The sequence below is a fragment of the Protaetiibacter mangrovi genome, assembly GCF_024752305.1.
In the GTDB taxonomy this organism is placed as follows: domain Bacteria; phylum Actinomycetota; class Actinomycetes; order Actinomycetales; family Microbacteriaceae; genus Homoserinibacter; species Homoserinibacter mangrovi.
This window is the reverse complement of record NZ_JANTHX010000008.1, coordinates 344,355-367,763: the sequence shown is the minus strand read 5'-3', so window position 1 is coordinate 367,763 and position 23,409 is coordinate 344,355. Positions and strand designations below refer to the sequence as shown.

The following is a 23,409-nucleotide window of genomic DNA, read 5'->3' as shown; positions in this document are numbered from 1 at the left end:
TCAGTACAGCAACGAGGCCAGGCGACCACGGGCCACGATGACGCGCGGATCCTCCCCGCCGGCGATCTCGAAGTAGTCGAGCAGGCGGGTGCGGATGATCTCGCGCTCGGCGGGCGCCGCACCGGCGAACAGGTCGAGCAGGCGACCGAACGCGTCGTCGAGGTGCCCGCCGCTCACGTCGAGGTCGGCGACCGCGAGCTGGGCGTCGACGTCGCCCGGACCCGCGGCGGCGGCATCGCGGATCTCGGCCGCGGTGGCGCCCGTGAGCCGATCGAGCAGCGACACCTGGGCGAGTCCGGCGACGGCGAGCTGGTCTCGGGGGTTCTCGACGATGGCCTTGCGGTACTCGGCGATCGCCGTGGGGTAGTCGCCCGCCGAGATCGCGTCGAAGGCCTCCTGGTGGTGCGGCGGCAGCGGCTCGGGGGCGGGCTCCGCCTTCTCGCCTTCCGGCGCGTCGCCGACGGGGACCGTGCCGGTCACGCCGTTCTCGGCCGCGAGCTGCAGCAGCTCGTCGAAGACCTGCCGCACCTCCGCATCCGAGGGGATGCCGACGAACAGGTTGACGGGGCGTCCGCCGATGACGGCGGCGACCGTCGGCACCTCGCGCACCTGGAACGCCTGCGCGAGCTGCGGGTTCACCGTGCCGTCGACGATCGCGAGCACCAGGCGCCCGCCGTACGACTCGACGACGGGGGGAAGCGCCGGCGCGAGCCCCGGGGCGACGAACTCGACGACGACCGGCACGCGCGCCGACAGCTCGAGCACCCCCTGGAACTCGGCGTCCGAGGTGTCGAAGACGATCGCCGAGGCGCCCGCCTCCCCCGCGGGTCGGTCGCCGCGGGGCGGCTCGGCCGCCCGTCGCACGAGTCCGGACAGGTCGACGGCGCCGCGCAGGTTCGCGGTGGGCAGATCGGTCACGACGACTACGGTACTTCGCTCGCCGCCATGAGGCCCTGTGTGAACCCGAGCATGCGCACCTGGGGGTCGGATGCCGTGGCCGGCGGCACGTAGAACAGGATCTGCATGCCGTACTCGGCGGCGATCCCCTTCGTCGTCGTCTGCTTCTGCGAGAGCGCCTTCACCGCACCCTTCGGGCTGACGGCGGCACCGGTCTCGGCCGGCTTGACCGTCTCGGTCTCGCGCAGATCGACCGCGACGATCGCGCCGGTGTCGTTCGTGGCCAAGGCGATCGGGGTGTCGTCGCCGAGGCTGCTCGTGTAGCCCACGACCGCGTTCTGCAGATCGGCGATGCGCTTCTGCTTGTATCCGGCCCCGACGGCCTCCTGCAGCAGGTCGTCGGTCTCGTCGAAGTGCTCGGCGTACTGCGAGGAGTCGCCGTTGATGAGCACGTCGCCGTATTCGACCGCCAGCTGCGACGGCGGGAAGGCCAGCAGCTTCGAGTCGGTCGGGTAGCGGGAGGCGCCCAGCTCGATGGGTGCGACCTCCGGGATCGACTGGGTGAGGCGCGCGATGTAGTGCACCTTGTACGGGTCGCGGGGGGTGTCCTGCACGAACATGACGCCGTAGTCGTTGCCGTCGGCGTCGGCGATCGCGGCGAAGACCGCGCGGGGCCAGTCGTGCTGCTGCTGCGGCAGGATCAGGCTCACCTCGCCCGAGGGGAACGCGGCGACCGCGGCGACACCGGAGTCCACGCCGCGGGCCGTGTAGTTCGCCTGCCGGAGGCCCAGGGCGGGACCGTCGAGACGGGTCGCGGCGAGGGCGGCGTCGCGGGACTCGTCGGCCTGGGCGACCACGTCGGCGACCCGGCTCACGATGCGCGTGAACTGCTGCTTCGTGACGACGGGCGGGTCGACGGCCGCGACCGCGGCGTCGGTGCTCGTCGGCTGCGCGGTCGGAGCGGCGCCGCCGTCGGCCGTGCACGCGGACAACGCGAGAGCGCCGACGAGCAGCAGCGGCAGCGCGGCGAACGCCCGGCGGCGTCCGTGGGTCTCGCCGGCGGTGATCGCGTCGCGACGCGGCGCGGGCTTCAGCTGCGCGGGCTTCGGCGGCTTCGGCATCTTCGGCGTCTTGCGGCGCGGGCCGTGGCGGCGACGGGCGTGCACGAGGGCCCAGATGAGGGCGACGAGGCCGAGCAGCAGGGCGGCGATGCCGCCCACGACGAGCGGTCCCGACCAGGGCGTCGAGTTGTCGAGCGGCCAGGTGACGGAGAGGGCGGCGGGCGCGGCGGCGGTGCCGTCGGTCGCGATCAGCACGGAGACGTCGGCGGGGGCGTTGATCTTGCGCACCAGCGAGCCCTCGCCGTCGAACTCCTGGATCCACAGGTCGCTTCCGGAGGGCGAGACGCCCTCCGCCGCGGTGTCGTCGGTCGCCGCGTCGTCGGTCGCCGCGTCGCTCGTGTCGGCGGCCGCGTCGCTCGGTGCCGGCGTGGCCGCATCCGTGGCGGGGGCGGTCGGCTGCTCGGTCTCGCCGCCGTCCTGGGAGGCGAGCGGGGCGGTGGTGAGCTCACCCGCGACCGCGTCGTACGAGATCTCGACCGCCTGCTCGCCCTCGAGCCAGGCGTGCACGTCGTCGGTGCGGCCGTAGGCCATGAAGACCGGGTCGGTGCCCGATCCGGTCACCTGCACGAGCTGCGCGCCGGGGTTGGCGTTGAGGGTCGCGCCGTCGATGACGACGAAGGGGGCGCCGCCGGTCGCGGCGATCGACGCCGTGAGGTGGTCGGGGCCCTGCAGGATGGTGCGCTGCGCGACGCCGAGGCCGATGGACACTGCGGCGACGACGAACAGCACGATCGCGATCACGAATCGCACGGATGTACTCCTCTCGAGCTGCCACGCGGAAGGCTCCGCGCGATCCGCCGCACGGCATCCGGGCGGAGAACCTCCGCCGTCGGGGGTCGACGGGGGCAGCAGGCAAAGACACCCCAGGTTAGCGGACGCCCCCTCGGTTACCCCGGACGCCCCCCGAAAGCCCCCTGGGAGTCCCCTGACCGGGAGCGCTCCCCCGCGGAGGCGTCGGACCCCCGCGCCGATTACACTCGGGAGGGTTCTCCGCCGGTACGGCGGACCCGGAACGACCGTTTTCCCCGATCGAGGAGTGCACGTGGCGGCAGACGACGCGGGATTCACCACCGAGCTTCGCGGCTACAAGAAGGACGAGGTCGACCAGGCGGTCGGCACGCTCCGGCGCGACCTCATCAAGGCGAACAGCGACCGCACCGACGCCCTCAAGGAGGTCAAGCGCCTCCAGGCCCTCGCCGAGGATCTGCAGGCCGAGCTCGACGAGGTGGGCAGCCCCACCTACGCGGGCCTCGGCACGAAGCTCGAGAACACGCTCCGGGTCGCGGAGGAGCAGTCCACCCGCCTCATCGCCCAGGCCGACATCGACGCCGAGAAGCTGCGCGCGACCGTGCAGCACGAGGTCGATTCGCTCCGCTCGGATGCCGCCGACACCGCCGGCCGCCTCGTGTCGGACGCGCAGGCGCAGGCCGACCGCATCCTCACCGGCGCCCGCGAGGAGGCCGAGGCGGTGGTGACCCGCGCGTCGTCGGACGCCGAGGCCACCGTGCAGGAGGCGATGCGCGAGGCCGCCGCCATCCGCGGCGCCGTCGCGACCGAGGTCGCCGAGACCCGCGCCGCGGGACGCCGCGAGGTGGCCGCCCAGCGCGCCGAGGCCGAGCGCGAGATCGCCGAGCTCAAGGTCGTGGCCCAGCGCGAGGTCGCCGAGGCGCGCGACGCGGCAGCCGCGCTCGCCCGCGACACCGAGCGGGGTCGCGCCGAGTTCGAGGCCGAGGACGCCGGCCGCCGCGCCCAGCTCGAGCACGACCTCGAGCAGGGCCGCACCGACCTCGAGCGCGAGACCGCCCAGGCGCGCGAGGCGCTGCGCATCGACACCGAGGCCGCCGGCGCGGCCCTCGCGGCCGACACCCGCAAGGCGCGCGCCGAGCTGGAGGCGAGCACCGCCGCCGAGCGCGCCGCCCTCGACACCGAGATCGCGACCGCCCGCGCGCAGCTCGAGACCGACACCACGAGCCGGCGCGCCGCCCTCGAGACCGAGATCGCCGACCGTCGGGCCGCCCTCGAGACCGAGCTCACGCGCCTGCGCGCCGAGCTGGACGACGAGCTCGTGCGCACCCGCGCGCAACTCGCGGCCGAGGTCGAGTCGACGAACGCGGCGCTCACCGCCGACTGTGACAGCACCGCCGCCGGCATCGCCCGCGACACCGCGACGGCGCGCACCGAGCTCGAGCAGGAGCTCGCGACCGCCCGCGCCGCCCTCGCGGCCGAGCTGGCATCCTCTCGCGCCGCGCACGACGCCGAGCTGGCCGCCGCCCGCGAGCAGCAGCAGACCGACCTCGACTCGGCGAAGGCGACGCAGGAGGCGGAGCTCGCCTCCGCCCGTGCGGCTCACGACACCGCTCTCACCGCCGAGCGCGAGACCCACGACGCCGAGCTCGCGAACGGTCGCAAGGTGCTCGAGACGGAGCTGCGCACGAGCCGCAAGGCGCTCGCCGCCGAGCTCGGCCAGTCGCGCACCGCGCAGGAGACCGAGCTCGCCACCGCGCGGGCCGCCTGGGAGACCGAGGAGACCGCGGGACGCGAGGGTTGGGCCGCCGAGCTCGCCGCCGGTCGCGAGGCGCTCGAGGCCGAGCTCGCCACCCGCCGCGCCGAGGCCGAGCAGGAGGTGGCGCAGCTGCGTCACGCCGCGACGACCGAGGTCGACAAGCTGCGCGCCGACGGCGCGCGGGATGCCGCCCGCATCCGCGCGGAGATCACCGCCGAGCAGGAGGCGCACGCCGCCCGTGTCGCGCACGAGACCGACGAGCTGACGACGCGCCTCGCCGCCCAGGCCGAGCAGGCGCGCGCCGACCTCGACGTGGAGCTGGCCGCCCGCCGCGACGAGGCCGAGAAGGACTACCTGGCCAAGCACCAGGAGGCCGCGGCCACCACCCAGAAGTACCTCGACGAGGCGACCACGCAGCTGCAGGAGGCATCCGCTCGGGCCGCCGAGAAGCGCGCCGAGGTCGACGCGCTGCAGACGGACGGCATCGCCGAGGCGCGCAAGATCGTCGACGACGCCCGTGAGGCCGCCACCGCGACCACCCGCGACGCCGAGGCGACCGCGAAGAAGCTCGTGGCCGATGCCGAGAAGCAGGCGAAGACGCTCATCGCCGACGCCGAGGAGCGCCTCGCGAAGATCCGCGTCGAGCGCGAGGCGGTCGCCGGCTACTTCGAGAACCTGCGCGGGCTGCTCGCCGGCGCGGGCGCGTTCTCGGTGCCGGGCGACGACTTCCCGGTGCCCGCCGACGAGTCGCCCGCCGCGGCCGAGCTCGAGGCGCCCGTCGAGCCGGAGACGCTCGACGAGCAGGCGGACGGCGAGACCGACGAGAACACGCGCCGCACCGCGCACGCTCAGGCCGAGGGCTGACGGATAGCCTGTCCCTGACCCCGCGGCAGGCGGGTCGGAGGGGATGGCGATGAAGATCCAGAACGCGTTCCGACTGGGACTGTTCGGCGGTCTCGGCGTGCTCGTCGCGATCGTGCTGGGCGTCGGAATCGGCAACCTCGCGACGATCCTCACCTACGTGGGCGCCGCGCTCTTCCTCGCCCTCGGCGTCGACCCTGCGGTGTCGTTCCTCGAGAAGCACAAGGTCCCCCGGCCCCTCGCGATCGTCATCGTGCTCGCGGGGATCCTGGGCGTGTTCGCCGGCTTCATCTTCGCCATCATCCCGGTGATCGCCGACCAGGTCGGCAACCTGATCACGCAGGTGCCGAAGCTCGTCGAGTCGATCACCGAGCAGGACGTGCTGCGCGAGTGGTGGTCGGCGACCATCCCGTGGCTCGCCTACGACGACGTGGTCACCAACGTGCAGAAGTGGTTCACCGACAACCTGCAGAACATCACCTCGGGCGTGCTGAACACCGTCTTCACGGTCGCGAGCGGCGTCTTCGGCGGCCTCATCGTGCTCATCCTGATGCTCTACTTCGTCTCATCGCTGTCGAGCATCAAGCGCGCCATGTACCAGCTGGTGCCCGCGAGCCGCCGCGAGCGCTTCATCGACATCTCGGAGCAGATCTCGAGCTCGGTCGGCCGCTACGTCGTCGGCCAGGCGGCGCTCGGCGCCTGCAACGGCATCCTGACGTTCCTGTTCCTGAACGTGCTCGGCTGGATCCTCGGCGACCCGATCGAGTATGCCGCCCTGCTGGCGTTCATCGCGTTCCTGTTCTCGCTCGTGCCGCTCGTCGGCACGATCTCCGGATCGGTCATCATCACCGCGCTCGTGTGGCTGTTCGACGGGTGGCCGGCGGTGCTCATCGTGGGCATCTGGTACCTCGTCTACATGCAGGTCGAGGCCTACGTGCTGAGCCCCAACATCATGAACCGCGCCGTCAAGGTGCCGGGCGTCGTCGTCGTCATCGCGGCCCTCGCGGGCGGCACCCTGCTCGGCATCCTCGGCGCCCTCGTCGCGATCCCCGTCGCCGCGTCGATCCTCATCATCGTCAAGCAGGTCATCATCCCCCGCCAGAACGAGTTGTGAGCTCGACGGTACCGACGAACCGGAACCCCCGTACTCTCTGGTCGGATGACCACCAGTCAAGTCTCGAATCAATCGCATAGTCGCCTATGCCCACCCCGTTGATGGCGATCGGAGAGTCGCCGATCGGTGAATGTCGCGGCTGCACAACTGATGCGGAGTACTCCTGATCCTCATACGAAAGCGGCGGCTGAAGATTGACGAGGGCTGAATCCCCGTGGGTCGCCGCGACGCGGGCAAGTACAACGTGTCCTGCGATCGGAAACGGATCTGAAACCGTCATCAATAGCTCATCGCCAACTGATAGCCACATACAAGTCACTCCCATACACACAAGATCTTGCACGGAACAGGTCCGGTCGCGGTTCTCTCCATTCCGCCTCCCGGCATACCGAAATCTGGCCGCACGAACCGAGGTCGTCCAAAGGCGCCCTGCGGGACTTCCATCCTTACTCGGACTTCGGGCGTCTGCGGGAGTGCAAGACGAAGACGAGCGCGCTGGGCGCTGGAGTTCGCACTGTCAGTCACGAAATGACTACCATCGCGGCCCCCTCGCACAAGCCCGCTACTCTGCGTGGCCTCAAGCTCCGCCCGTGACATCCACCTCTCCACGACTTCAGTCTGTCCGCTATCCGCCCGAGTGATCGCGCCGAGGTCGATCTCGCCTCGATCGTCAGTGACCAGACGTCGCGCGACGCCCGAGAGCTGACTTCCTCCGGACGCCGCGAGCGATTTCACGCTCTGGACGGCGGACTTCACGGTGGTCTTGATCGTCGCCGCGGCCGCCCTCGCGGCCACCTTCAACCCGACTTTCGCCACCAGCTTCGCGGCCGCGATCACCGCACCGACACCGGTCGCCACCAGCAGCGCCGTCGACACGACCGCCGACACCATCTGACCCGCAGCGAACCACGGGTTCGACTGCGTGAAGCAGTCATAACCCGGGATGATCGCCCCCAGGATCGCCGACGACGCCCCGAACGTCAGATCATCCAGCACCCCGGCACCGAACGCCAGGACGCCCGCACCGATGTCTCCCCACACGTCGAGACCACTCGGATCCGTCCACAGCAACGGGTTGTTGTAGGCATACGCGTACGGCTGGTGCGTGTCGTCGACCGCCGGATCCACCTGCAGAAACTGGGCGGTCGAGGGGTCGTAGTCCCTCGCCCGCAGATACACCAGCCTGGTCGCCTCATCCGTCCACGCACCCGTGAACCCGAACGCCGAAGCGACACCCATGGCCGCCTCGCGCACACCGAACACCCCGAACTCGGGTCGTAGACGTCGCGATGCATCCCGTCGTCGACGAGGAGGGCTGCGCTAGACCGGCCACTCCGTCGGCAGCGGCAGGGCCGCGGGGTTCACGACGCGCACGATCTCGGTGAGCACGCGCGCGGTCTGCTTCTCCCCCACCCACAGGTGCTTGCCGTCGTCGACGGCCACCACCTCGGCCTCCGGAACGGCGGCGGCGAAACGCGCGGTCGCCTCGGGGGGCTTCAGGTAGTCGTCGTGCTCGGGCACCACCGCGACGAGGCGCTTGCCGCTGCCGGCCCAGGCGGCGAGCTCCGGCTCGGTGGTGCGGCGCAGCGGCGGCGACAGCAGGATGGCGCCCTCGACCGGGTGCTCGAGGCCCCACTTGAGCGCCACCTCGGTACCGAACGACCAGCCGACGAGCCACGGATGCGGCAGCTGCCGCTGCGCCACGAGCGCCATCGCGGCGGCCAGGTCGTGCCGCTCGTCCACACCATCGCCGAAGGAGCCCTCGCTCGTGCCGCGCGGCGAGGTGACGCCGCGGAAGTTGAACCGCAGCACCGCCACGTCGGCGAGCGCCGGCAGCCGGGCGGCCGCCTTGCGGATGATGTGGGAGTCCATGAAACCGCCGTGCGTCGGCAGCGGGTGCAGGCACACGAGCGTCGCGACCGGGTCGGCGGTCTCGGGCAGCGCCAGCTCGCCCACGAGCGTGAGTCCGTCGGCGGTGCGCAGCTCGACGTCCTCACGGAACGCGGGCAGTTCGACGCCGCCGGTGATGGCGATGGTCACGTGCGGATCCTCCAGCAGTGGGTGTGCCAGTGCCGCCGGGCGGCCAGGTCGTCCTCCTCGCCGAAGAGCCCGTCGGCGCGCCAGGCCACCAGGTGGGCGGTGCCGACCGCGATACCGAGACCGCATCCGGGGCAGACGTACTCCTTCACGGCGGATGCGGCGCTCTGGGGCTGCACGTTCCACGTGCCGTCGCGGCGCGTCTCGGTGTGCTTCGCACCCCCGAGGATGCGTTCCACGTCGAGAGGCTCGGGCTCCTGGTCGCGGCGGCGGGGGCGACGCGACGGGGACATGCTCCGATTCTACGAAACCCGCGGAACGGCCCGGCTACTCCTCCGCGCGGCCTCCGGTGTCGATCTGCTGCAGGCGGGCGTCCTCCAGGTCGAGCAGCGCCTGGGCGCGCTGCAGGATGCGCGAAGGGTAGGAGCCGCGGGAACGCGCGTCGAGCAGCACGGCACGCTCGGCGGCCAGCACCTCGCGCCTCAACCGCCGGTACTGCTGGTGCGGGGAGTTCGCGAGGGCGTCGTCCTGATCGGCCTGCTCCGCGCGCTCCCAGGCGGACTGGGTGGCGAGCAGGGTGTCCTCGCGCACCCGCTCGACGACGGCCGGATCCACGGGCACCCCCTCGACGGTCACCTCCTCGGCGTCCAGCACCGAGACTCCGGCGGTCGACATCTCCTCGAGCAGCGTGGCGAGCTCGCGGCGGTCGGCGACGCGGTCGCTCCCCCGGATGCCGGTCCAGCGGATCACCCAGGGCAGTGTGCCGCCCTGAACGAGCAGCGTCACGACGGCGACCGTGAACGCGATCAGCACGAGCTGCTCGTAGTAGGGGGTGCTGCGCGGCAGGGACTGCGCCGCCGCGAGCGTCACCACGCCGCGCATCCCGGCCCAGCCGAGCACGATGCCGCCGCGCCAGCCGAGACCCTCGGCCCGCAACTGCACGATGTCGTTCCGGCGCCGGTCGATGCGGCGCTCGACCCCCTGTCGTCGCCGCTCGAATCGATCGCTGCCGCCGACCATGCCCTGGATGCGTTCGAGCGCGCGCGACAGCATCGAGTCCTGCTCCTCGAAGCGCTGCTGCTGGCGCCGCATCACGAAGATCAGGGGCCAGACGAAGACGTATCTCACCGCGATGAGCAGCGCCGTCATGAGCAGCCCGAGCAGCACAGCCTGATGGATGGGCAGCTCGTCCGATTCGACGTCGGCGATGATGGTGGAGATCTGCGCCCCCATCAGCAGGAAGACGCCGTTCTCGAGCACGAACTGCACGGTGCGCCAGTTGAAGCGCTCCGAGATCCGCGACTGGGCCGTGAAGGCCTTCGCGCTCTGGTGACCGCTGTAGAGGCCCGCCGCGACCACCGAGATCACTCCCGAACCGTGCAGCTCCTCCGCCGGGATGTAGGCGATGAACGGCACCGCGAACGAGATCGCCGTGTCGAGCATCGGGTTGTCGAGACGGCGCCGCACCCACACGGCGGCGATCCCCACCACCACACCGATCGCGATCGCCACGAACACGGCGTAGAAGAACGCGGCGATCGCGTTCCAGGCGATCACATCCGCCCCGGATGCGGTCGCCGCGGTCGCCGCGATCGCGGTGCGCAGCAGCACCAGAGCGGTCGCGTCGTTGACGAGCCCCTCGCCCTCCAGGATCGACACCAGCCGGGCCGGCAACCCCATCCGCTTGGCGATCGCGGTGGCGGCGACCACATCCGTCGGGGAGATGACCGCGCCGAGCGCGATCGCCGCCGCCAGGTTCAGGTCGGGCAGCAGCATGAACAGCACCGAGCCGGTCACGAGGGCGCTCACCACGACGAGCAGCACCGAGAGCACGGTGATCGTCGAGAGGTTGCGACGGAAGTCGACGATGGGCACGGTGATCGCGGCCGCGTACAGCAGCGGCGGGAGCACCCCCATCAGGATGATGTCCGGCTCGATGTCGATCGGCGGGACGCCGGGGATCAGGCTGTAGACGACGCCGAGGACGACGAGGATCAGCGGCGCCGCCACACCGAGCCGAGGACCCCACGCGGCGGCGGCGACGATGGCGGCGATCCCGGCGATCGCGACGAGGGCGTAGTCCATGCTCGATCGTATCGAGCGCTCAGGGGAGCCGGATCAGTACCAGCCCTTGGCCTGCGAGTGGCCCCACGCGACGCAGGGGGTGCCGTAGCGCCCCGAGACGTAGCCGAGACCCCAGGTGATCTGGGTGGTCGGGTTGGTGGCCCAGTCGGCGCCCGCCGTGGCCATCTTGGTGCCCGGGAGCGCCTGCGGGATGCCGTAGGCACCCGAGCTCTTGTTGTGGGCGTAGACGTTCCAGTGGGATTCCTTGTTCCACAACGCCACGAGGCAGTCGAACTCGCCCTGGCTCCAGCCGCGTGCCATCACCATCTCGTAGGCGATCGCCTGCGCGGTGCCCGGGTCGGGCACGCCCACGGCGGGGGCGACGGCGGCGGTCGGCTTGGGCTTCGGCTTCACGACGTCGAAGCCGTCGCGCGCCGTCGCGTCGGATGCGGCGTCGTCGGCCACGAGCACGGTCTGACCCTCGAGGTCCCCACCGGCCACCGGGTCGTTCGCCGCGGCGAGCGTGGCTGCCGAGCTGAGACCGGTCGGCTCCACCAGCAGCGCGGCGATGAGCCCCATCGAGGCGAGGTAGGCGAAGGTGCCGAGCACCCACCGGGGCCGGACGGCGCCGCTCGTGCGGGCGCGCGCGACCGCGACCGCCCCCTCGGGCGGCACAGGAGTGACCCCCCGGCGCCGATATCCGCTCACAGTCGCACCAGTGTAGCGACGCATCCCGGGAAGGCCATGGGAGCGCGCGCCCCGAACAGGGGTCAGCGCACCGCCAGCATCACCCGTGTGACGGTGTCGAGCAGGTAGTCGACCTGCGCCTCGCGGTAGCCGCCGCGCTGCGCCCGGAAGGCCACCGTGCGGATGTCGTCGGGGGTCAACGCCGCACCGCTCTGGAAGTAGCCGGCGATGCGGTCGGCGAAGGCGTCGACGTCTTTCACGGAGTAGCCGATGGTGAGGAAGGTGACCCGCTGGAACCTCTTGCCGGTCGGCCGCACCACCCGGTCGAGGATCTCCTGCGCGGTGCCGCGCGCCTGCGCGTACCAGGCCTCGTCGCCCTCGCGGGCGATCTGGCGCTCGCGCTCCCGGGCGGCGAACGCGTCCTCCAGGCGCTCGAGGGCCGCATCCACGTGCGTCGTCGAGTAGCCGCCCTTGCGCATCGAGAACGCCGTGGTGCGGATGCTGTCGGCCGTCACGATCGACACCTCGGGGTTCTCGGCGGTGTACGCGCGGCGCGCGTCCTCGAGGAAGTCCTCGACCTCGTCGATGTCGTAGCCGGGGCGCCCCTTGCGCGCGCGGGGGAAGGTCATGCTCACCCGCACATGCTACCGGGGGCGGATCAGTGGAAGATCAGGAAGAACGCGTACGCCACCGCGGCGGAGGGCAGGATCGAGTCGAGCCGGTCGAGGAAGCCGCCGTGCCCGGGCAGCCAGCCCGAGATGTCCTTGATGCCGAGCTCGCGCTTGATGAGCGACTCGGTGAGGTCGCCCATCGTGCCGACGAGCATCAGCACGAGGCCCATGATGGTGCCCTCCCACCAGGGCTGGTCGAGCATGAGCCAGGCGAGCAGGGTGCCGGCCGCCATCGACACGATCGCCGCGCCCGCGAAACCCTCCCAGGTCTTGCCGGGGCTGATCTTCGGGGCGAGCTTGTGCCGCCCGAAGCTGAGGCCGGCGGCATAGGCGCCGACATCGCTCGTCACCACGATGATGAGGGCCGCGAGCACCCACCACTGGCCGCCCTCGTCGCCCGCGAGCACCACGTAGAACCCGGCGAGGAACGTCACGTACAGCTGCACGAACAGCCCGGCGCCGATGTCGGCGAGCACCGCGGATGCGGGCCCGCGGTGGCTGGGGCGCAGCAGCTCCACGAGCCGCCACACGGTGATCACGACGACGGCGCCGATGACGGCGAGCCACAGGCCCGGCACGTGGAAGAAGAACGCGATCGGCACGACCGCGACGCCCACCAGGATCGAGCCCACCCGCGGCACGTCGCGGCCGTCGCGACGCAGCGCCGTGGCGAGCTCCCATGCGGTGAAGCCCACGAGCAGGGCCGCGAACGGGATGAAGAGCCAGGTGTAGAACAGCAGGCTCACCAGCAGCATGCCGCCGAGCACCACGCCGATCGCGATCGCGGCGAGCAGGTTGCGCCCGGTGCGTTCCCGGATCTTCTCCTGCGCCTGGTCGAACTGGTCGCGCGCGTGCTGCGCGTGGGCCTCGAACTCGGCGCGCGTCTGCTGGGCGCGGGCCTCGAACTCCGTGCGCGGGGTGCGCTTCTGAGGGGCGTCGACGCCCCCGGGGTCGTCGTCCATCAGACCTCGAGCAGCTCGGCTTCCTTGTGCTTGAGGGCCACGTCGATCTGGTCGACGTGGTTCTTGGTCAGCGTGTCGAGTTCCTTCTCGGCGCGCGCCACGTCGTCCTCGCCGACCTCCTTGAGCAGGGCGTCGAGGTCGTCCTTCGCCTTGCGGCGCACGTTGCGGATGGCGATCTTCGCATCCTCGCCCTTGGCCCGCACGAGCTTCACGTACTCCTTGCGGCGCTCCTCGGTGAGCTCGGGCATGGTGACGCGCACGATGTTGCCGTCGTTGCTCGGGTTCGCGCCGAGGTTCGGGAAGTTGACGATCGCCTTCTCGATCTCCTTGAGCGCCGACTTGTCGTAGGGCGTGATGACGAGGGTGCGCGCCTCGGGGTTCTGCAGGCCCGCGAGCTGCCCGAGCGGCGTCGGGGTGCCGTAGTAGTCGACCATGATCTTCTGGAACAGCGCGGGGTTCGCGCGGCCGGTGCGCACGGTGGCGAAGTCGTCCTTGGCGACCTCGACGGCCCGGGTCATCTTCTCCTTCGCCTCGGCGAGGACGTCACTGATCACGGGGGGCTCCTTCGGTGTCGCAGCAGTTCCCCCCAAGCCTAGTTGCCAAACGCTGCAGCCCTTCGAGTGCCGCTGCAGGAATACCCGGCGCGCGCCGACGACCGCTGCAGCGTTCGGCCGGGAACTCAGGTGGAGACGAAGTCGATGAGGTGCTCGACGGGGCCGAGCAGGGCGGGCTCGAGGTCGGTGTAGCTGCGGACGGAACCCAGGATGCGCTGCCAGGCGGCGGCGATGTCCGCCTGGTCGGCGTGCGGCCAGCCGAGCGCCTCGCACACGCCGTGCTTCCACTCGACGCCGCGCGGCACCACCGGCCAGGCGCGGATGCCGAGCCGCTCCGGCCGCACCGCCTGCCACACGTCGATGAAGGGGTGACCGACGACGAGCACGTGCTCCCCCGTCACCTGTGCCGCGATCCGCGACTCCTTGGAGCCCGGCACCAGGTGGTCGACGAGCACCCCCGCGCGCGCGTCGGGTCCGGGCCGCCGCTCGGCGAGCAGTGCGGGCAGGTGGTCGACGCCCTCGAGGTACTCGACCACGATGCCCTCGACGCGCAGGTCGGCACCCCACACCTTCTCGACGAGCTCGGCGTCGTGCCGTCCCTCGACGTAGATACGGCTGGCCCGGGCCACCCGAGCGCGCTGCGGGGCCGCCGCGCGAGAACCGGATGCGGTGTACGAACGCCCCTGCACGGCCGCCTTCGGCGCCACGAGCACCACCGGCTCGCCGTCGACGAGGAACCCCCCGCCGAGCGGGAACCACCGCACCCGGTCGTGCCGGTCCTCGAGACCGACGTTGCCCTTCTCGACCCCGACGACGGCGCCCACGAAGCCGTCGGCGAGCTCGACCACGAGCTCGCGCACGGCCTCGACCTGCGGCACGACCGTGCGTCCGCGGGCGCGCCAGTCGCCCGCGAGCACGTCCTCGCCGTAGCGGTCGGCCACTACGCCGTGACCAGGGTGCCGATGTGGTCGCCGCGGATCGCCTTCGTGATGTTGCCGGCGGGCTCCATACCGAAGACGTGCATCGGCATCCCGTTGTCCATGCACAGGCTGAACGCGGTCGAGTCGACCACCTTGAGGCCCTGCACGAGCGCCTGCTGGTAGCTGATGCTCTCGAGCTTCTTCGCGGCGGGGTTCTTGCGCGGGTCGTCGTCGTAGACGCCGTCGACGCCGTTCTTGGCGACCAGCACGGCATCCGCGCCGATCTCGAGGGCGCGCTGGGCGCTCACCGTGTCGGTGGAGAAGTACGGCAGCCCGGCGCCGGCGCCGAAGATGACCACACGACCCTTCTCGAGGTGGCGCTCGGCGCGCAGCGGGATGTACGGCTCGGCCACCTGGGTCATCGCGATCGCCGACTGCACGCGCACCTGGGCGCCGGCCTGCTCGAGGAAGTCCTGCAGGGCGAGAGCGTTCATGACGGTGCCGAGCATGCCCATGTAGTCGGCGCGCCCGCGGTCCATGCCGCGCTGGCTGAGCTCCGCCCCGCGGAAGAAGTTGCCGCCGCCGACGACCACGGCCACCTCGACGCCGTCCGGGTCGTCCGCTCCGGCCGGTGTGGCGGCGGCGATCTCCTTCGCGATCCCGGCGATGACGTCCGGGTTCACCCCGAGCGATCCGGCGCCGAACGCCTCACCCGAGAGCTTGAGCAGGACGCGACGGCGACGGTTCGGCATGGGGGTCCTTCCGAAGGGGGATGCGGCCGGTGGGCCGGATTCAGAGTACCCGAGCAGCGCCCATCCCGACGGAGGCGATCAGCCCCGCGCAGTGCGCCGACGCACCGCCACGGCGAGGGCGCCGAGCAGCACGAGAGCGAACCCGGCGAGGAGCCCCGGCCAGGCGTCGGCGCCGGTCGCGGCGAGCTCGGGTGCCGCGGCCGCCGGGGCGGCCGTCACCTCGAGAGCCAGCGTGACCGTCATCGGGGCGCTGCCGCCCGCTCCGCCCGCGGACGAGAACACGACCGTCACGTCGTAGCTGCCCTCGGCCGCCGTCCCGGTGAGGCGCAGCCGCGAGGTCGCGGGGTCGAAGACGAGGGCGAGGCCGCTCGGAAGACCGGCGGTGCCCACCGTGAGTCCCGTCGTCGAGACGGCGGGGTCGAGGGTCACGGCGAGCGACTGGTCGGTCGGCGTGCCGGTCGGGAACGCGGCGGCGGGCGCGATCGAGACGCAGCCGGAGCCCGTCGCGGGGGCGATCTCGCCGCCGAAGGAGGCGGCGAGGGTCGCGAGCCGCACATCCATGTCGGTGATGGCGGCGGTGCGGGCGCAGGGCGCGAAATCCTCCACCGCCAGCGTGAAGGTGCTGAGCTGGCCGCTCGGCATCGTGAAGGAGACGAGGCCCGACGAGCTCACCGTGAACGCCCGTCCGGTGCCCTCGGTCACCATCCCGAGCACCGGCCGCAGCGTGGCGCCGCCGCTCGTCACGGTGGCGCTCTGCACGCCGGAGGCGATGCCGACGGAGTCGTCGCCGGACGTCAGCTGACCGGTCGCCGTCAGCGTGGCGGGGCCGAGCGAGCTCGCGTCGAAGCTCCAGCGGGCGTACGAGCCCTGGATCTCGAGCGTGAGGTCGACGGAGATGTCGCGGCCGTCGCCGAAGTCGACGTAGCCGTCGGCCGTGATGCTCGTGAGCCCGTCGTCGAGGTAGACCGCGCTCACCGGGGTGATCGTGACCGGGACGCCCGTCATGGGGCCGTAGGAGGCCGTGAGCGAGGTGAACAGACCCGAGAGCGACCCGTAGCCGTCGATGTCGATCCCGGTGCCCGCGACGTCGCGGTAGCGCGGGGCCACGTCGCCGATCGTGAGGGCGTTGTCGTCGACCGCGGTCCACTGCAGCCCCGGGGTGACGACGTCCGAGGTCGCAGCCGAGGCGGGTGCCGCCCCGAGGGCGAGCACGGATGCTGCGGTCAAGGCGAGGACGGTGGACAGCGCGGCGGTGCGGCGGGTGGTGGGCACGGTGCTCCAGGGTGCAGACGGATCGGGTACTTCGACACTAACCACTCGGGCGAGCGCGTCCGACCACCCCGGACACCCCGTGCGGGGGTGGACCGATCCGTCCGGATGCGCGGAGGGGCCCCGACACCGTCCTGGCGTCGGGGCCCCTCTGCGGACAGGTCAGGCTGCGCGGCGACGTGAGGCGCGCGCTGCGCCGAGGGCTCCGGCGCCGAGCAGCACCAGCATGCCGCCGACCGCGAGCCAGGGACCGGAATCCGTGCCCGTGGCGGCGAGCGTCGGCGCGCCGACGGTGACGGTGAAGTGCGCGACCAGCGGGTAGCCGTTGCCCGGCACCTCGTAGATGTAGTCCTCGACATCTGTGAGGTAGAGCACCATCGTCACCTCGGTCGTGCCGGCCGCGGTGGGCGTGCCCGACATCGTGACCTGCGAGGTGGCGGGGTCGAACGCGAAGGTGAGGCCGGCAGGAGCACCGACGAAGGCGCTGCCGACGACCGTCGGGTCGGAGAGGTAGGAACCACGGTCCTCGAGCTGCCACGAGTCGGCCATCCAGGGGTCGATCGTCGGGTCGATGGTCACGGGCAGCGACTGCGAGGCGGCGGTCCCCTGCGACAGGGCGGCCGGGGTGGCGACCGTGGCGCACTCGAGGGCGCCCTCGATCGACTGGCCGAAGGTGCCGTTCAGGTTCGCGACGCGGGCGACCATCTCGGCGGTCGCGGTCGCCTCGGCGCACGGCGCATAGTCCTGGAGCGCCAGAATGGCCACGATCGGTCCGCTCGTCTCCGCGGTCCAGGTCACGTCATCATTTGACCCACCCGAGCTGTCGGGAACGTCGAGCGTGCCCGAAGGCCCGCTGAACCAGTATCCGATCACCGGGTCGGCGGCGTTCTGATCGGACGAGACGACGGCGCTGTTGGCCGTCACCACGGTCGCGTCCTGGTAGCCGTCGGAACCGAGGTTGGCGACCATCTCGAAGGTGTCGGCGGGGCCCGACACCGGCGTGAAGGTCCATCGGGCGTAGTTGCCCTGGATCTCGAGCAGGGCGTCGATCTCGTACGAGGTCGAGACGCCCGCGTACTGGAACGAGCTGAGCCCGCCGGAGACCCATCCCGATCCGCCCGGAACGGACGTCCACGAGATGTTCTCGCCGCCGACCCGGATGGATCCCTCGGGGATGCCGTCCAGCGCGTCACCCGTCCATCCGAAGGGCAGCGCGACGCCCGAACCGAGCAGGTCCGGGTAGTAGCTCTCGGCGTCCGAGATGAAGGGGCTTCCGTCGTCGACGTTGCTCCAGAGGATGTTGCCGCCGGTGATGTCGTCGGTGTCGGCGGATGCCGGCAGGGCCGCGGCGACCGCGACGAGACCGAGGGCGATGGGCGCGACGAGCAGTGCAGAGGTGCGGCGGTTCACGGATACTCCGGTTCGGATTCGGGTTCGGATTCGGACCGCGGCACCGCGATCCCTCCGAAGCTATCGGTTCCGCCGCACCCGCGCGAATCGGCGAGCGTGACCCGTTCGGGGGGTGGGGGGGGACAGCCTCCGAGCCGATGCCGCGGAGACGCGAACGGGCCCGGCCTCCGCGAGGAGACCGGGCCCGGATGCGGTGCTGCTTAGGCGCCGACCTTGAAGCGGGCGAACCCGTTCACGGTGAGGCCCGCGTCGGCGATGACCTTGCCGACGTTGAGCTTGTTGTCGCGCGCGTAGTCCTGCTCGAGCAGGGCGACCTGCTTGAAGAACGCACCGAGGCGACCCTCGACGATCTTCGGGAGGGCGGCCTCCGGCTTGCCCTCCTCGCGGCTGATCTGCTCGACGATGCGGCGCTCGTTCTCGACCTCGGCCTCGGGCACGTCCTCACGGGCCAGGTAGGTCGGGTCGGCGAAGGAGATGTGCTGCGCGATCGAGCGCGCGGTCTCCGCGTCGTCACCGGTGTAGGACACGACGACGCCGATCTGCGGCGGCAGGTCCTTCGAGGTGCGGTGCAGGTAGACGGCGAACTTCTCACCGGCGATGCGCGCCACACGACGCAGCTCGATCTTCTCGCCGATGGTCGCCGCCTGGTCCTCGATGAGGGAGCCGACCGTGCCGCCGTCGACGGCGACCGCGAGGGCCGCGTCGACGGTCTCGGCGCCGGAGTCGGCGAGCGCGCCGACGACCTTCTCGGCGAGCGCCACGAACTTCTCGTTCTTGGCGACGAAGTCGGTCTCGCAGGCGAGCTCGATGAGCGTCACGGCGGTGGCCGACTCGACGACGGCGACGAGGCCCTCGCTCGTGGAGCGGTCGGCACGCTTCGCGTTGCCCTTCGCACCCTTGAGGCGCAGGATCTCGACGGCCTTCTCGATGTCGCCATCGGCCTCGACGAGAGCGTTCTTGGTGTCGACCATGCCGGTGCCGAGGCGCTCGCGCAGGGCCTTCACGTCTTCCAGGCTGAAGTTGGCCATGGATGTGTTCCTTAGCTGTTCGTTCGTGGGTTCGGGTGGATTACTCGGCGGCCGCGGCCTTGGCGGCCGTCTTCTTGGCCGCCGGCTTCTTGGCGGGCTCGGCGGCGGCCTCCTCGGCCGCAGCCTCCTCGGCCTTCTCGGCGACCGCGGCATCCGCGTCGTTCTCGGCGGTCGGGGTCTCGGCCTCGACGACCTCGGCGACCTTCTCGGCACCGGCCTCGACGTCACCGTCGACGCGACCGTCGACCTCTTCGATCTTCTCGGCGACCGACTCGGGGTTGCTCGAGGCCTCGAGCAGCTCGCGCTCCCACTCGGCCAGCGGCTCGACGGCGGAGACGTTGCCCTCGGCCTCGGGCTTCTGGTGGCGCTGGATGAGGCCCTCGGCCGCGGCGTCGGCGATGATGCGGGTGAGCAGGCCCACCGAGCGGATCGCGTCGTCGTTGCCCGGGATCGGGTACTGCAGCTCGTCGGGGTCGGCGTTGGTGTCGAGGATGCCGATCACCGGGATGCCGAGCTTGGTGGCCTCGTCGACCGCGAGGTGCTCGCGCTTGGAGTCGACGACCCAGATGGCGCTCGGGGTCTTGGTGAGGTTGCGGATGCCGCCCAGGGTCTTGTGCAGCTTGTCGAGCTCGCGCTTCTTGATGAGGAGCTCCTTCTTGGTGAAGCCCTTCGTCGTGTCGTCGAAGTCGATCTCCTCGAGCTCCTTCATGCGCGCGAGGCGCTTGGAGACCGTCTGGAAGTTGGTGAGCAGACCGCCGAGCCAACGCTGGTTGACGTACGGCTGGCCGACGCGGGTCGCCTGCTCGGCGATGGCCTCCTGGGCCTGCTTCTTGGTGCCGACGAACAGGATGGTGCCGCCGTGGGCGACCGTCTCCTTGACGTAGTCGTAGGCCTTGTCGATGTAGGCGAGCGATTGCTGCAGGTCGATGATGTGGATGCCGGAGCGCTCCGTCAGGATGAAGCGCTTGACCTTCGGGTTCCAGCGACGGGTCTGGTGTCCGAAGTGGACGCCGCTGTCGAGCAGCTGGCGGATGGTGACGACGGCCATAGCCGCATTCCTTTCCTCGCAGGGCGCGGCGACGCCGGCTCTGCGGTTTCTCAGTTGTGTGCCGCGACCGGATGGTCGCGATCCCTGGTGCCCCGGCGCGCGTCCGCCGCCTCGTGCGAGGCGGACCGAAGGAGTTGAGCCGTGTGCGATGGGCACGCGAAGTCACCCGCCGAAGCGGATGCTGACGCCAGTGTAGCAGCGCGCGGCTGTACACGGCGCGGGCGAGGGGTTATCCTGTGAGCCGCCCGGATGGCCCGTGGCGTCGTGAGGGAGGGAGCGCACCATGAACGCCGTCGTCGTCGTGTCCCCGAACCCGACCCTCACCCCCGAGGCCGCCGCCCGCTGATCCGCGCGCTGGCCTCCCCATCCGGAAGCCATCACGTGAACAACTTCTTCGGCGACGACTTCGTCGTCCCCACCTTCTCCGACGCCGAACCCGGCGACGGACAGCGCTGGTCGACCTGGCCGGCCATCACCCCATCCGAACGCGGTCCGCAGCCGTGGCCCGCGTGGGTCGTCACCTCCGCGGCGGCGATCGACACCGAGCTCGGCGTGCTCAAGACCGGCAAGGAGGCCGACGTGTTCCTCGTCGAACGCGCCGTGCCCGACGACCCCGCCGAGTCCGTGCTGCTCGCGGCCAAGCGCTACCGCTCCCCCGAGCACCGCGACTTCCATCGCTCGGGGGTGTACCGCGAGGGCCGCATCGAGCGGCGCAGCCGCGACCAGCGCGCCGTCGAGCGCGGCACGGCCTATGGGCGCTCGGTCGCCGCGGTCGCGTGGGCGAACGCCGAGTTCGGGGCGCTCGTGCGGGCGTACGAGCTCGGACTTCCGGTGCCCTACCCGGTGCAGGTCGACGGCACCGAGCTGCTGCTCGAGTTCATCGGCGAGGGCGGCGCCGGTGCGCCGCGGCTCGCGCAGACCGCCGCGACGGGCGACGAGCTCGCGGAGCTGTACGACCAGGTCGAGCGGATCCTGCTCGGATTCGCGCGGGCCGGCTGGGCCCACGGCGACCTGTCGGCCTACAACCTGCTCGTGCACCGCGGTCGGGTGGTCGTGATCGACCTGCCGCAGCTGGTCGACGTCATCGCGAACCCGAACGGGATGTCGCTGCTCGAACGCGACTGCCGGAACGTGTGCGCCTGGTTCGCCCGGCGTGGTCTCGATCAGGATCCGGACGAGCTGTTCGGCCGGACCGTGGCCGAGCTGTTCTGACGTCCCCTCCCCCACCGTCGAACGTCGGTCGTGTCCCGATCCGGTGCCGTCCGCCCCCGCATCCGGAGCGGACGGCACCACGATCGACGGATGCGCGTCCCCGTCCGTCGTCTCGCCGCCGCCGCGGCCGCGGCGGCCCTGTGGGCGTGGCCGATAGCGTCGCCGCATCCGATCGCCCGGGCCTACCTCGCACCCGCGACCCCGTACGCGGCCGGACACCGCGGGGTCGACATCCGGGCCGCCGAGGGTGAGGTCGTGCGTGCGCCCGCCGACGGGGTGGTGCACTACGTGGGCGTCGTCGTGGACCGGCCCGTGCTGTCGATCGACCACGGCGGCGGGGTGCTCTCGAGCTACGAGCCGGTGGTCACCGCACTCCACGCGGGCGACGTCGTGCACCGCGGGCAATTGATCGGCACGCTGCAGGCGGGGCACTGCGCCGGTGGAGCCTGCCTGCACTTCGGCGTGCGCATCGACGGCGCGTACGTGTCGCCGCTGCTGTTCCTCGGGGGCCAGCCGCGCGCGGTGCTGCTGCCTCCGTGAGCCGTCTTCACTTCGGGCCCGGGACTCGCCAGGATGAGCGCATGGATCCTCTCGCGCCTCCCCCGGAGTTCAGCGCCGTGTTCGGTCTCGTGACCACCGTCGTGATCCTCGGGATCATCGGCGTGATCGTGGTCGCGATCGTCAACGCCAAGAAGGCAGCGGACCTCGGTCACAACCCGCTCACGATGCAGACCGAGCTGCAGGCCAAGGTGCTCGACTCGCAGGCCCTGGCCGCCGAGCGGAGCGTCGAGGAGCGACTCGCCGAGCTGGAGCGGCTGCGCGCCGCGGGACTCATCGACGACGCCGAGTACGAGCAGACGCGCGCACGCATCCTCGGCTCGCTCTGAGCCGCGCTCAGGCGCGCGGATGCGCGAGGCGGTAGCTCTCGCGCAGGCGCTCGGTGGAGACGTGCGTGTACAGCTGCGTGGTCGCCAGGCTCGCGTGCCCGAGCAGCTCCTGCACGATGCGCAGATCGGCCCCGCCGTCGAGCAGGTGGGTCGCGGCCGTGTGGCGGAGCGCGTGCGGTCCCGCCGGGCCGGAACCGGGCAGTTCGTGCAGTTCGCGCGCGACCAGCTCGTAGACGGTGCGGGTGCCGAGGCGACCGCCGCGCGCGCCGAGCAGCAGCGCCGGACCGGAGCCCGCCGACGCGAGCGCGGGACGCCCGCGGTCGAGGTAGTCGTCGAGGGCGCGCGCCGCGGGCGCCCCGTACGGCACCACCCGCTCCTTCGCGCCCTTGCCGAGCACCCGCACCGTGCGACCGGTGCGATCCACGTCGTCGAGGTCGAGCCCCACGAGCTCGCTCACGCGCAACGCGGATGCGTAGAGCAGTTCGATGATCGCGAGGTCGCGGAGGGCGACCGGGTCACCCTCCGCGGCGGCCTCCTGCAGCCGCTCGAGCAGGGCGTCCATCTGCGCGCGCGTCAGCACGCGCGGCAGCCGGCGCCCCGCGCGCGGGGTGCGCAGCCGAAGCCCGGGGTCCGGGGCGACGACGCCGCGTCGCGCGAGCCACGCGGTGAACGAGCGTGCGGACGACACCCGGCGGCCCAGCGTCGACGCGGCGAGACCCGACTGCGACCCGCGCCACACCCAGTCGCGCAGCGTCTCGAGGTCGAGCTCGGAGGCGTCGGGCTGGCCGAGCGCCTCGGCGAACGCGACCAGGTCGGCGAGGTCGCCCCCGTAGGCGCGCACGGTGTGGCGCGAGTACCCGCGCTCGATTCTCAGCTCGGCGAGGAACTCGTCGACGGCCGCCCGCACTCGCATGCGGCCATCGTGTCACCGGCCTGCGTCACCGCGTGGCGGCGCGCGCGAGGCCGTCGAGCATGGCCTGCCAGTTGGCCGCCGAATGCGCGGCGGCATCCGCGCTGGCGTTGCCGCCCTGCTCGATGACGGCGTGGGTCGCGTCGGGGCCGAGCCGTTGCAGCAGGAACGCCAGGTGATGATGGTTCTCGGGCACGTCGGCCTCGCCGCTCAGGGGGCTGAAGTGCGTGACGAGCAGCCGATACGGGGGGTCGAGTTCGAGGATCTCGCCGCGGTCCTCGAAGCTGCTGCCCTCCCACTCGCCGACCCAGCGGATGCTCGCCCCCGGGGTCCAGTCGCTGATGACCTCGGCGCCGAACATGACGTCGGGATCCGGCCCCCGCTGGGTGAGCAGCTCCCAGACGCGCTCCGGTGATGCGGGGATGTCGAGTTCTGCACGTGCGATGTGGTCCCTCATGGAGGCGACCATACGCCGCGCGGACGACGGGCGCTCGCCGCTTGA

23 protein-coding genes are annotated in these 23,409 nt (G+C 71.6%); 5 read left to right on the top strand and 18 right to left on the bottom strand.

Annotated elements, in window-relative coordinates:
* Nucleotides 1-918: a tetratricopeptide repeat protein gene (locus NUH29_RS13125; protein WP_258799665.1), complete on the bottom strand. Its 918-nt coding sequence runs from the start codon at nt 916-918 to the stop codon at nt 1-3.
* A gap of 5 nt (nt 919-923) precedes the next feature.
* Entirely contained in the window at nt 924-2,768 is a 1,845-nt protein-coding gene (locus NUH29_RS13120; RefSeq protein ID WP_258799664.1) for a DUF8094 domain-containing protein, read from the bottom strand.
* 292 nt (nt 2,769-3,060) lie between these two features.
* On the opposite strand from NUH29_RS13120, the gene NUH29_RS13115 reads away from it, so the two are divergent.
* Together NUH29_RS13115 and NUH29_RS13110 are read left to right on the top strand one after the other, a co-directional pair.
* Nucleotides 3,061-5,385, top strand: coding sequence for a hypothetical protein (locus NUH29_RS13115; RefSeq protein WP_258799663.1), 2,325 nt, complete (start codon nt 3,061-3,063; stop codon nt 5,383-5,385).
* Nucleotides 5,386-5,434: 49 nt separating this feature from the next.
* Nucleotides 5,435-6,496, top strand: a complete 1,062-nt coding sequence (locus tag NUH29_RS13110; protein ID WP_258799662.1) for an AI-2E family transporter — start codon at nt 5,435-5,437, stop codon at nt 6,494-6,496.
* Between the two features lie 315 nt (nt 6,497-6,811).
* On the opposite strand, the gene NUH29_RS13105 is transcribed toward NUH29_RS13110, so the two are convergent.
* The 14 genes from NUH29_RS13105 to rpsB form a co-directional block, all read right to left on the bottom strand.
* Nucleotides 6,812-7,750, bottom strand: coding sequence for an RHS repeat-associated core domain-containing protein (locus tag NUH29_RS13105; protein WP_258799661.1), 939 nt, complete (start codon nt 7,748-7,750; stop codon nt 6,812-6,814).
* Nucleotides 7,751-7,816: 66 nt separating this feature from the next.
* Nucleotides 7,817-8,536, bottom strand: coding sequence for an alpha/beta hydrolase (locus tag NUH29_RS13100; RefSeq protein ID WP_258799660.1), 720 nt, complete (start codon nt 8,534-8,536; stop codon nt 7,817-7,819).
* The gene (locus tag NUH29_RS13095; protein WP_258799658.1) at nt 8,533-8,826 is read right to left on the bottom strand and encodes an Rv1322 family protein; all 294 of its coding nucleotides are present in this window, start codon (nt 8,824-8,826) and stop codon (nt 8,533-8,535) included. Before NUH29_RS13095 ends, NUH29_RS13100 begins: the two co-directional genes overlap by 4 nt.
* A 34-nt stretch (nt 8,827-8,860) precedes the next feature.
* Nucleotides 8,861-10,618, bottom strand: coding sequence for a cation:proton antiporter (locus NUH29_RS13090; RefSeq protein ID WP_258799656.1), 1,758 nt, complete (start codon nt 10,616-10,618; stop codon nt 8,861-8,863).
* Between the two features lie 33 nt (nt 10,619-10,651).
* Nucleotides 10,652-11,272, bottom strand: coding sequence for an aggregation-promoting factor C-terminal-like domain-containing protein (locus tag NUH29_RS13085; protein ID WP_258799654.1), 621 nt, complete (start codon nt 11,270-11,272; stop codon nt 10,652-10,654).
* A 95-nt stretch (nt 11,273-11,367) separates the two neighbouring features.
* Nucleotides 11,368-11,913, bottom strand: a complete 546-nt coding sequence (locus tag NUH29_RS13080; RefSeq protein ID WP_308445780.1) for a DivIVA domain-containing protein — start codon at nt 11,911-11,913, stop codon at nt 11,368-11,370.
* Nucleotides 11,914-11,942: 29 nt separating this feature from the next.
* Complete coding sequence (locus tag NUH29_RS13075) at nt 11,943-12,917, bottom strand: phosphatidate cytidylyltransferase (RefSeq protein WP_258799652.1); 975 nt, start codon at nt 12,915-12,917, stop codon at nt 11,943-11,945.
* Nucleotides 12,917-13,471, bottom strand: a complete 555-nt coding sequence (frr, locus tag NUH29_RS13070) for a ribosome recycling factor (RefSeq protein WP_258799651.1) — start codon at nt 13,469-13,471, stop codon at nt 12,917-12,919. Before frr ends, NUH29_RS13075 begins: the two co-directional genes overlap by 1 nt.
* A gap of 125 nt (nt 13,472-13,596) precedes the next feature.
* The gene (locus tag NUH29_RS13065) at nt 13,597-14,412 is read right to left on the bottom strand and encodes a DUF3097 domain-containing protein (protein ID WP_258799650.1); all 816 of its coding nucleotides are present in this window, start codon (nt 14,410-14,412) and stop codon (nt 13,597-13,599) included.
* Nucleotides 14,412-15,143, bottom strand: a complete 732-nt coding sequence (pyrH, locus tag NUH29_RS13060) for a UMP kinase (RefSeq protein WP_258799649.1) — start codon at nt 15,141-15,143, stop codon at nt 14,412-14,414. Before pyrH ends, NUH29_RS13065 begins: the two co-directional genes overlap by 1 nt.
* A gap of 78 nt (nt 15,144-15,221) precedes the next feature.
* Nucleotides 15,222-16,415 (bottom strand): hypothetical protein, encoded by a 1,194-nt coding sequence (locus NUH29_RS13055; protein ID WP_258799648.1) that lies wholly within the window; start codon nt 16,413-16,415, stop codon nt 15,222-15,224.
* Between the two features lie 159 nt (nt 16,416-16,574).
* Nucleotides 16,575-17,822, bottom strand: coding sequence for an LPXTG cell wall anchor domain-containing protein (locus NUH29_RS13050; RefSeq protein ID WP_258799647.1), 1,248 nt, complete (start codon nt 17,820-17,822; stop codon nt 16,575-16,577).
* Nucleotides 17,823-18,022: 200 nt separating this feature from the next.
* Nucleotides 18,023-18,850: a translation elongation factor Ts gene (gene tsf, locus NUH29_RS13045; protein ID WP_258799646.1), complete on the bottom strand. Its 828-nt coding sequence runs from the start codon at nt 18,848-18,850 to the stop codon at nt 18,023-18,025.
* A 40-nt stretch (nt 18,851-18,890) separates the two neighbouring features.
* On the bottom strand, nt 18,891-19,898 hold the full coding sequence (rpsB, locus tag NUH29_RS13040) for a 30S ribosomal protein S2 (RefSeq protein ID WP_258799645.1): 1,008 nt from the start codon (nt 19,896-19,898) through the stop codon (nt 18,891-18,893).
* A gap of 381 nt (nt 19,899-20,279) precedes the next feature.
* On the opposite strand from rpsB, the gene NUH29_RS13035 reads away from it, so the two are divergent.
* The 3 genes from NUH29_RS13035 to NUH29_RS13025 all read left to right on the top strand — a co-directional run bounded on the left by NUH29_RS13035 (nt 20,280) and on the right by NUH29_RS13025 (nt 21,997).
* A complete protein-coding gene (locus tag NUH29_RS13035; protein WP_258799644.1) occupies nt 20,280-21,110 on the top strand; it encodes a serine protein kinase RIO in 831 nt (276 codons plus the stop codon).
* A gap of 90 nt (nt 21,111-21,200) precedes the next feature.
* Nucleotides 21,201-21,650, top strand: a complete 450-nt coding sequence (locus NUH29_RS13030; protein ID WP_258799642.1) for a M23 family metallopeptidase — start codon at nt 21,201-21,203, stop codon at nt 21,648-21,650.
* A gap of 41 nt (nt 21,651-21,691) precedes the next feature.
* Nucleotides 21,692-21,997 (top strand): SHOCT domain-containing protein, encoded by a 306-nt coding sequence (locus tag NUH29_RS13025; protein ID WP_258799641.1) that lies wholly within the window; start codon nt 21,692-21,694, stop codon nt 21,995-21,997.
* A 7-nt stretch (nt 21,998-22,004) separates the two neighbouring features.
* Here NUH29_RS13025 and NUH29_RS13020 read toward each other — a convergent pair whose 3' ends face one another.
* On the bottom strand, nt 22,005-22,910 hold the full coding sequence (locus tag NUH29_RS13020; protein WP_258799640.1) for a tyrosine recombinase XerC: 906 nt from the start codon (nt 22,908-22,910) through the stop codon (nt 22,005-22,007).
* Nucleotides 22,911-22,935: 25 nt separating this feature from the next.
* Nucleotides 22,936-23,364, bottom strand: coding sequence for an SRPBCC domain-containing protein (locus NUH29_RS13015; protein WP_258799639.1), 429 nt, complete (start codon nt 23,362-23,364; stop codon nt 22,936-22,938).
* Nucleotides 23,365-23,409: the final 45 nt, after the last annotated feature.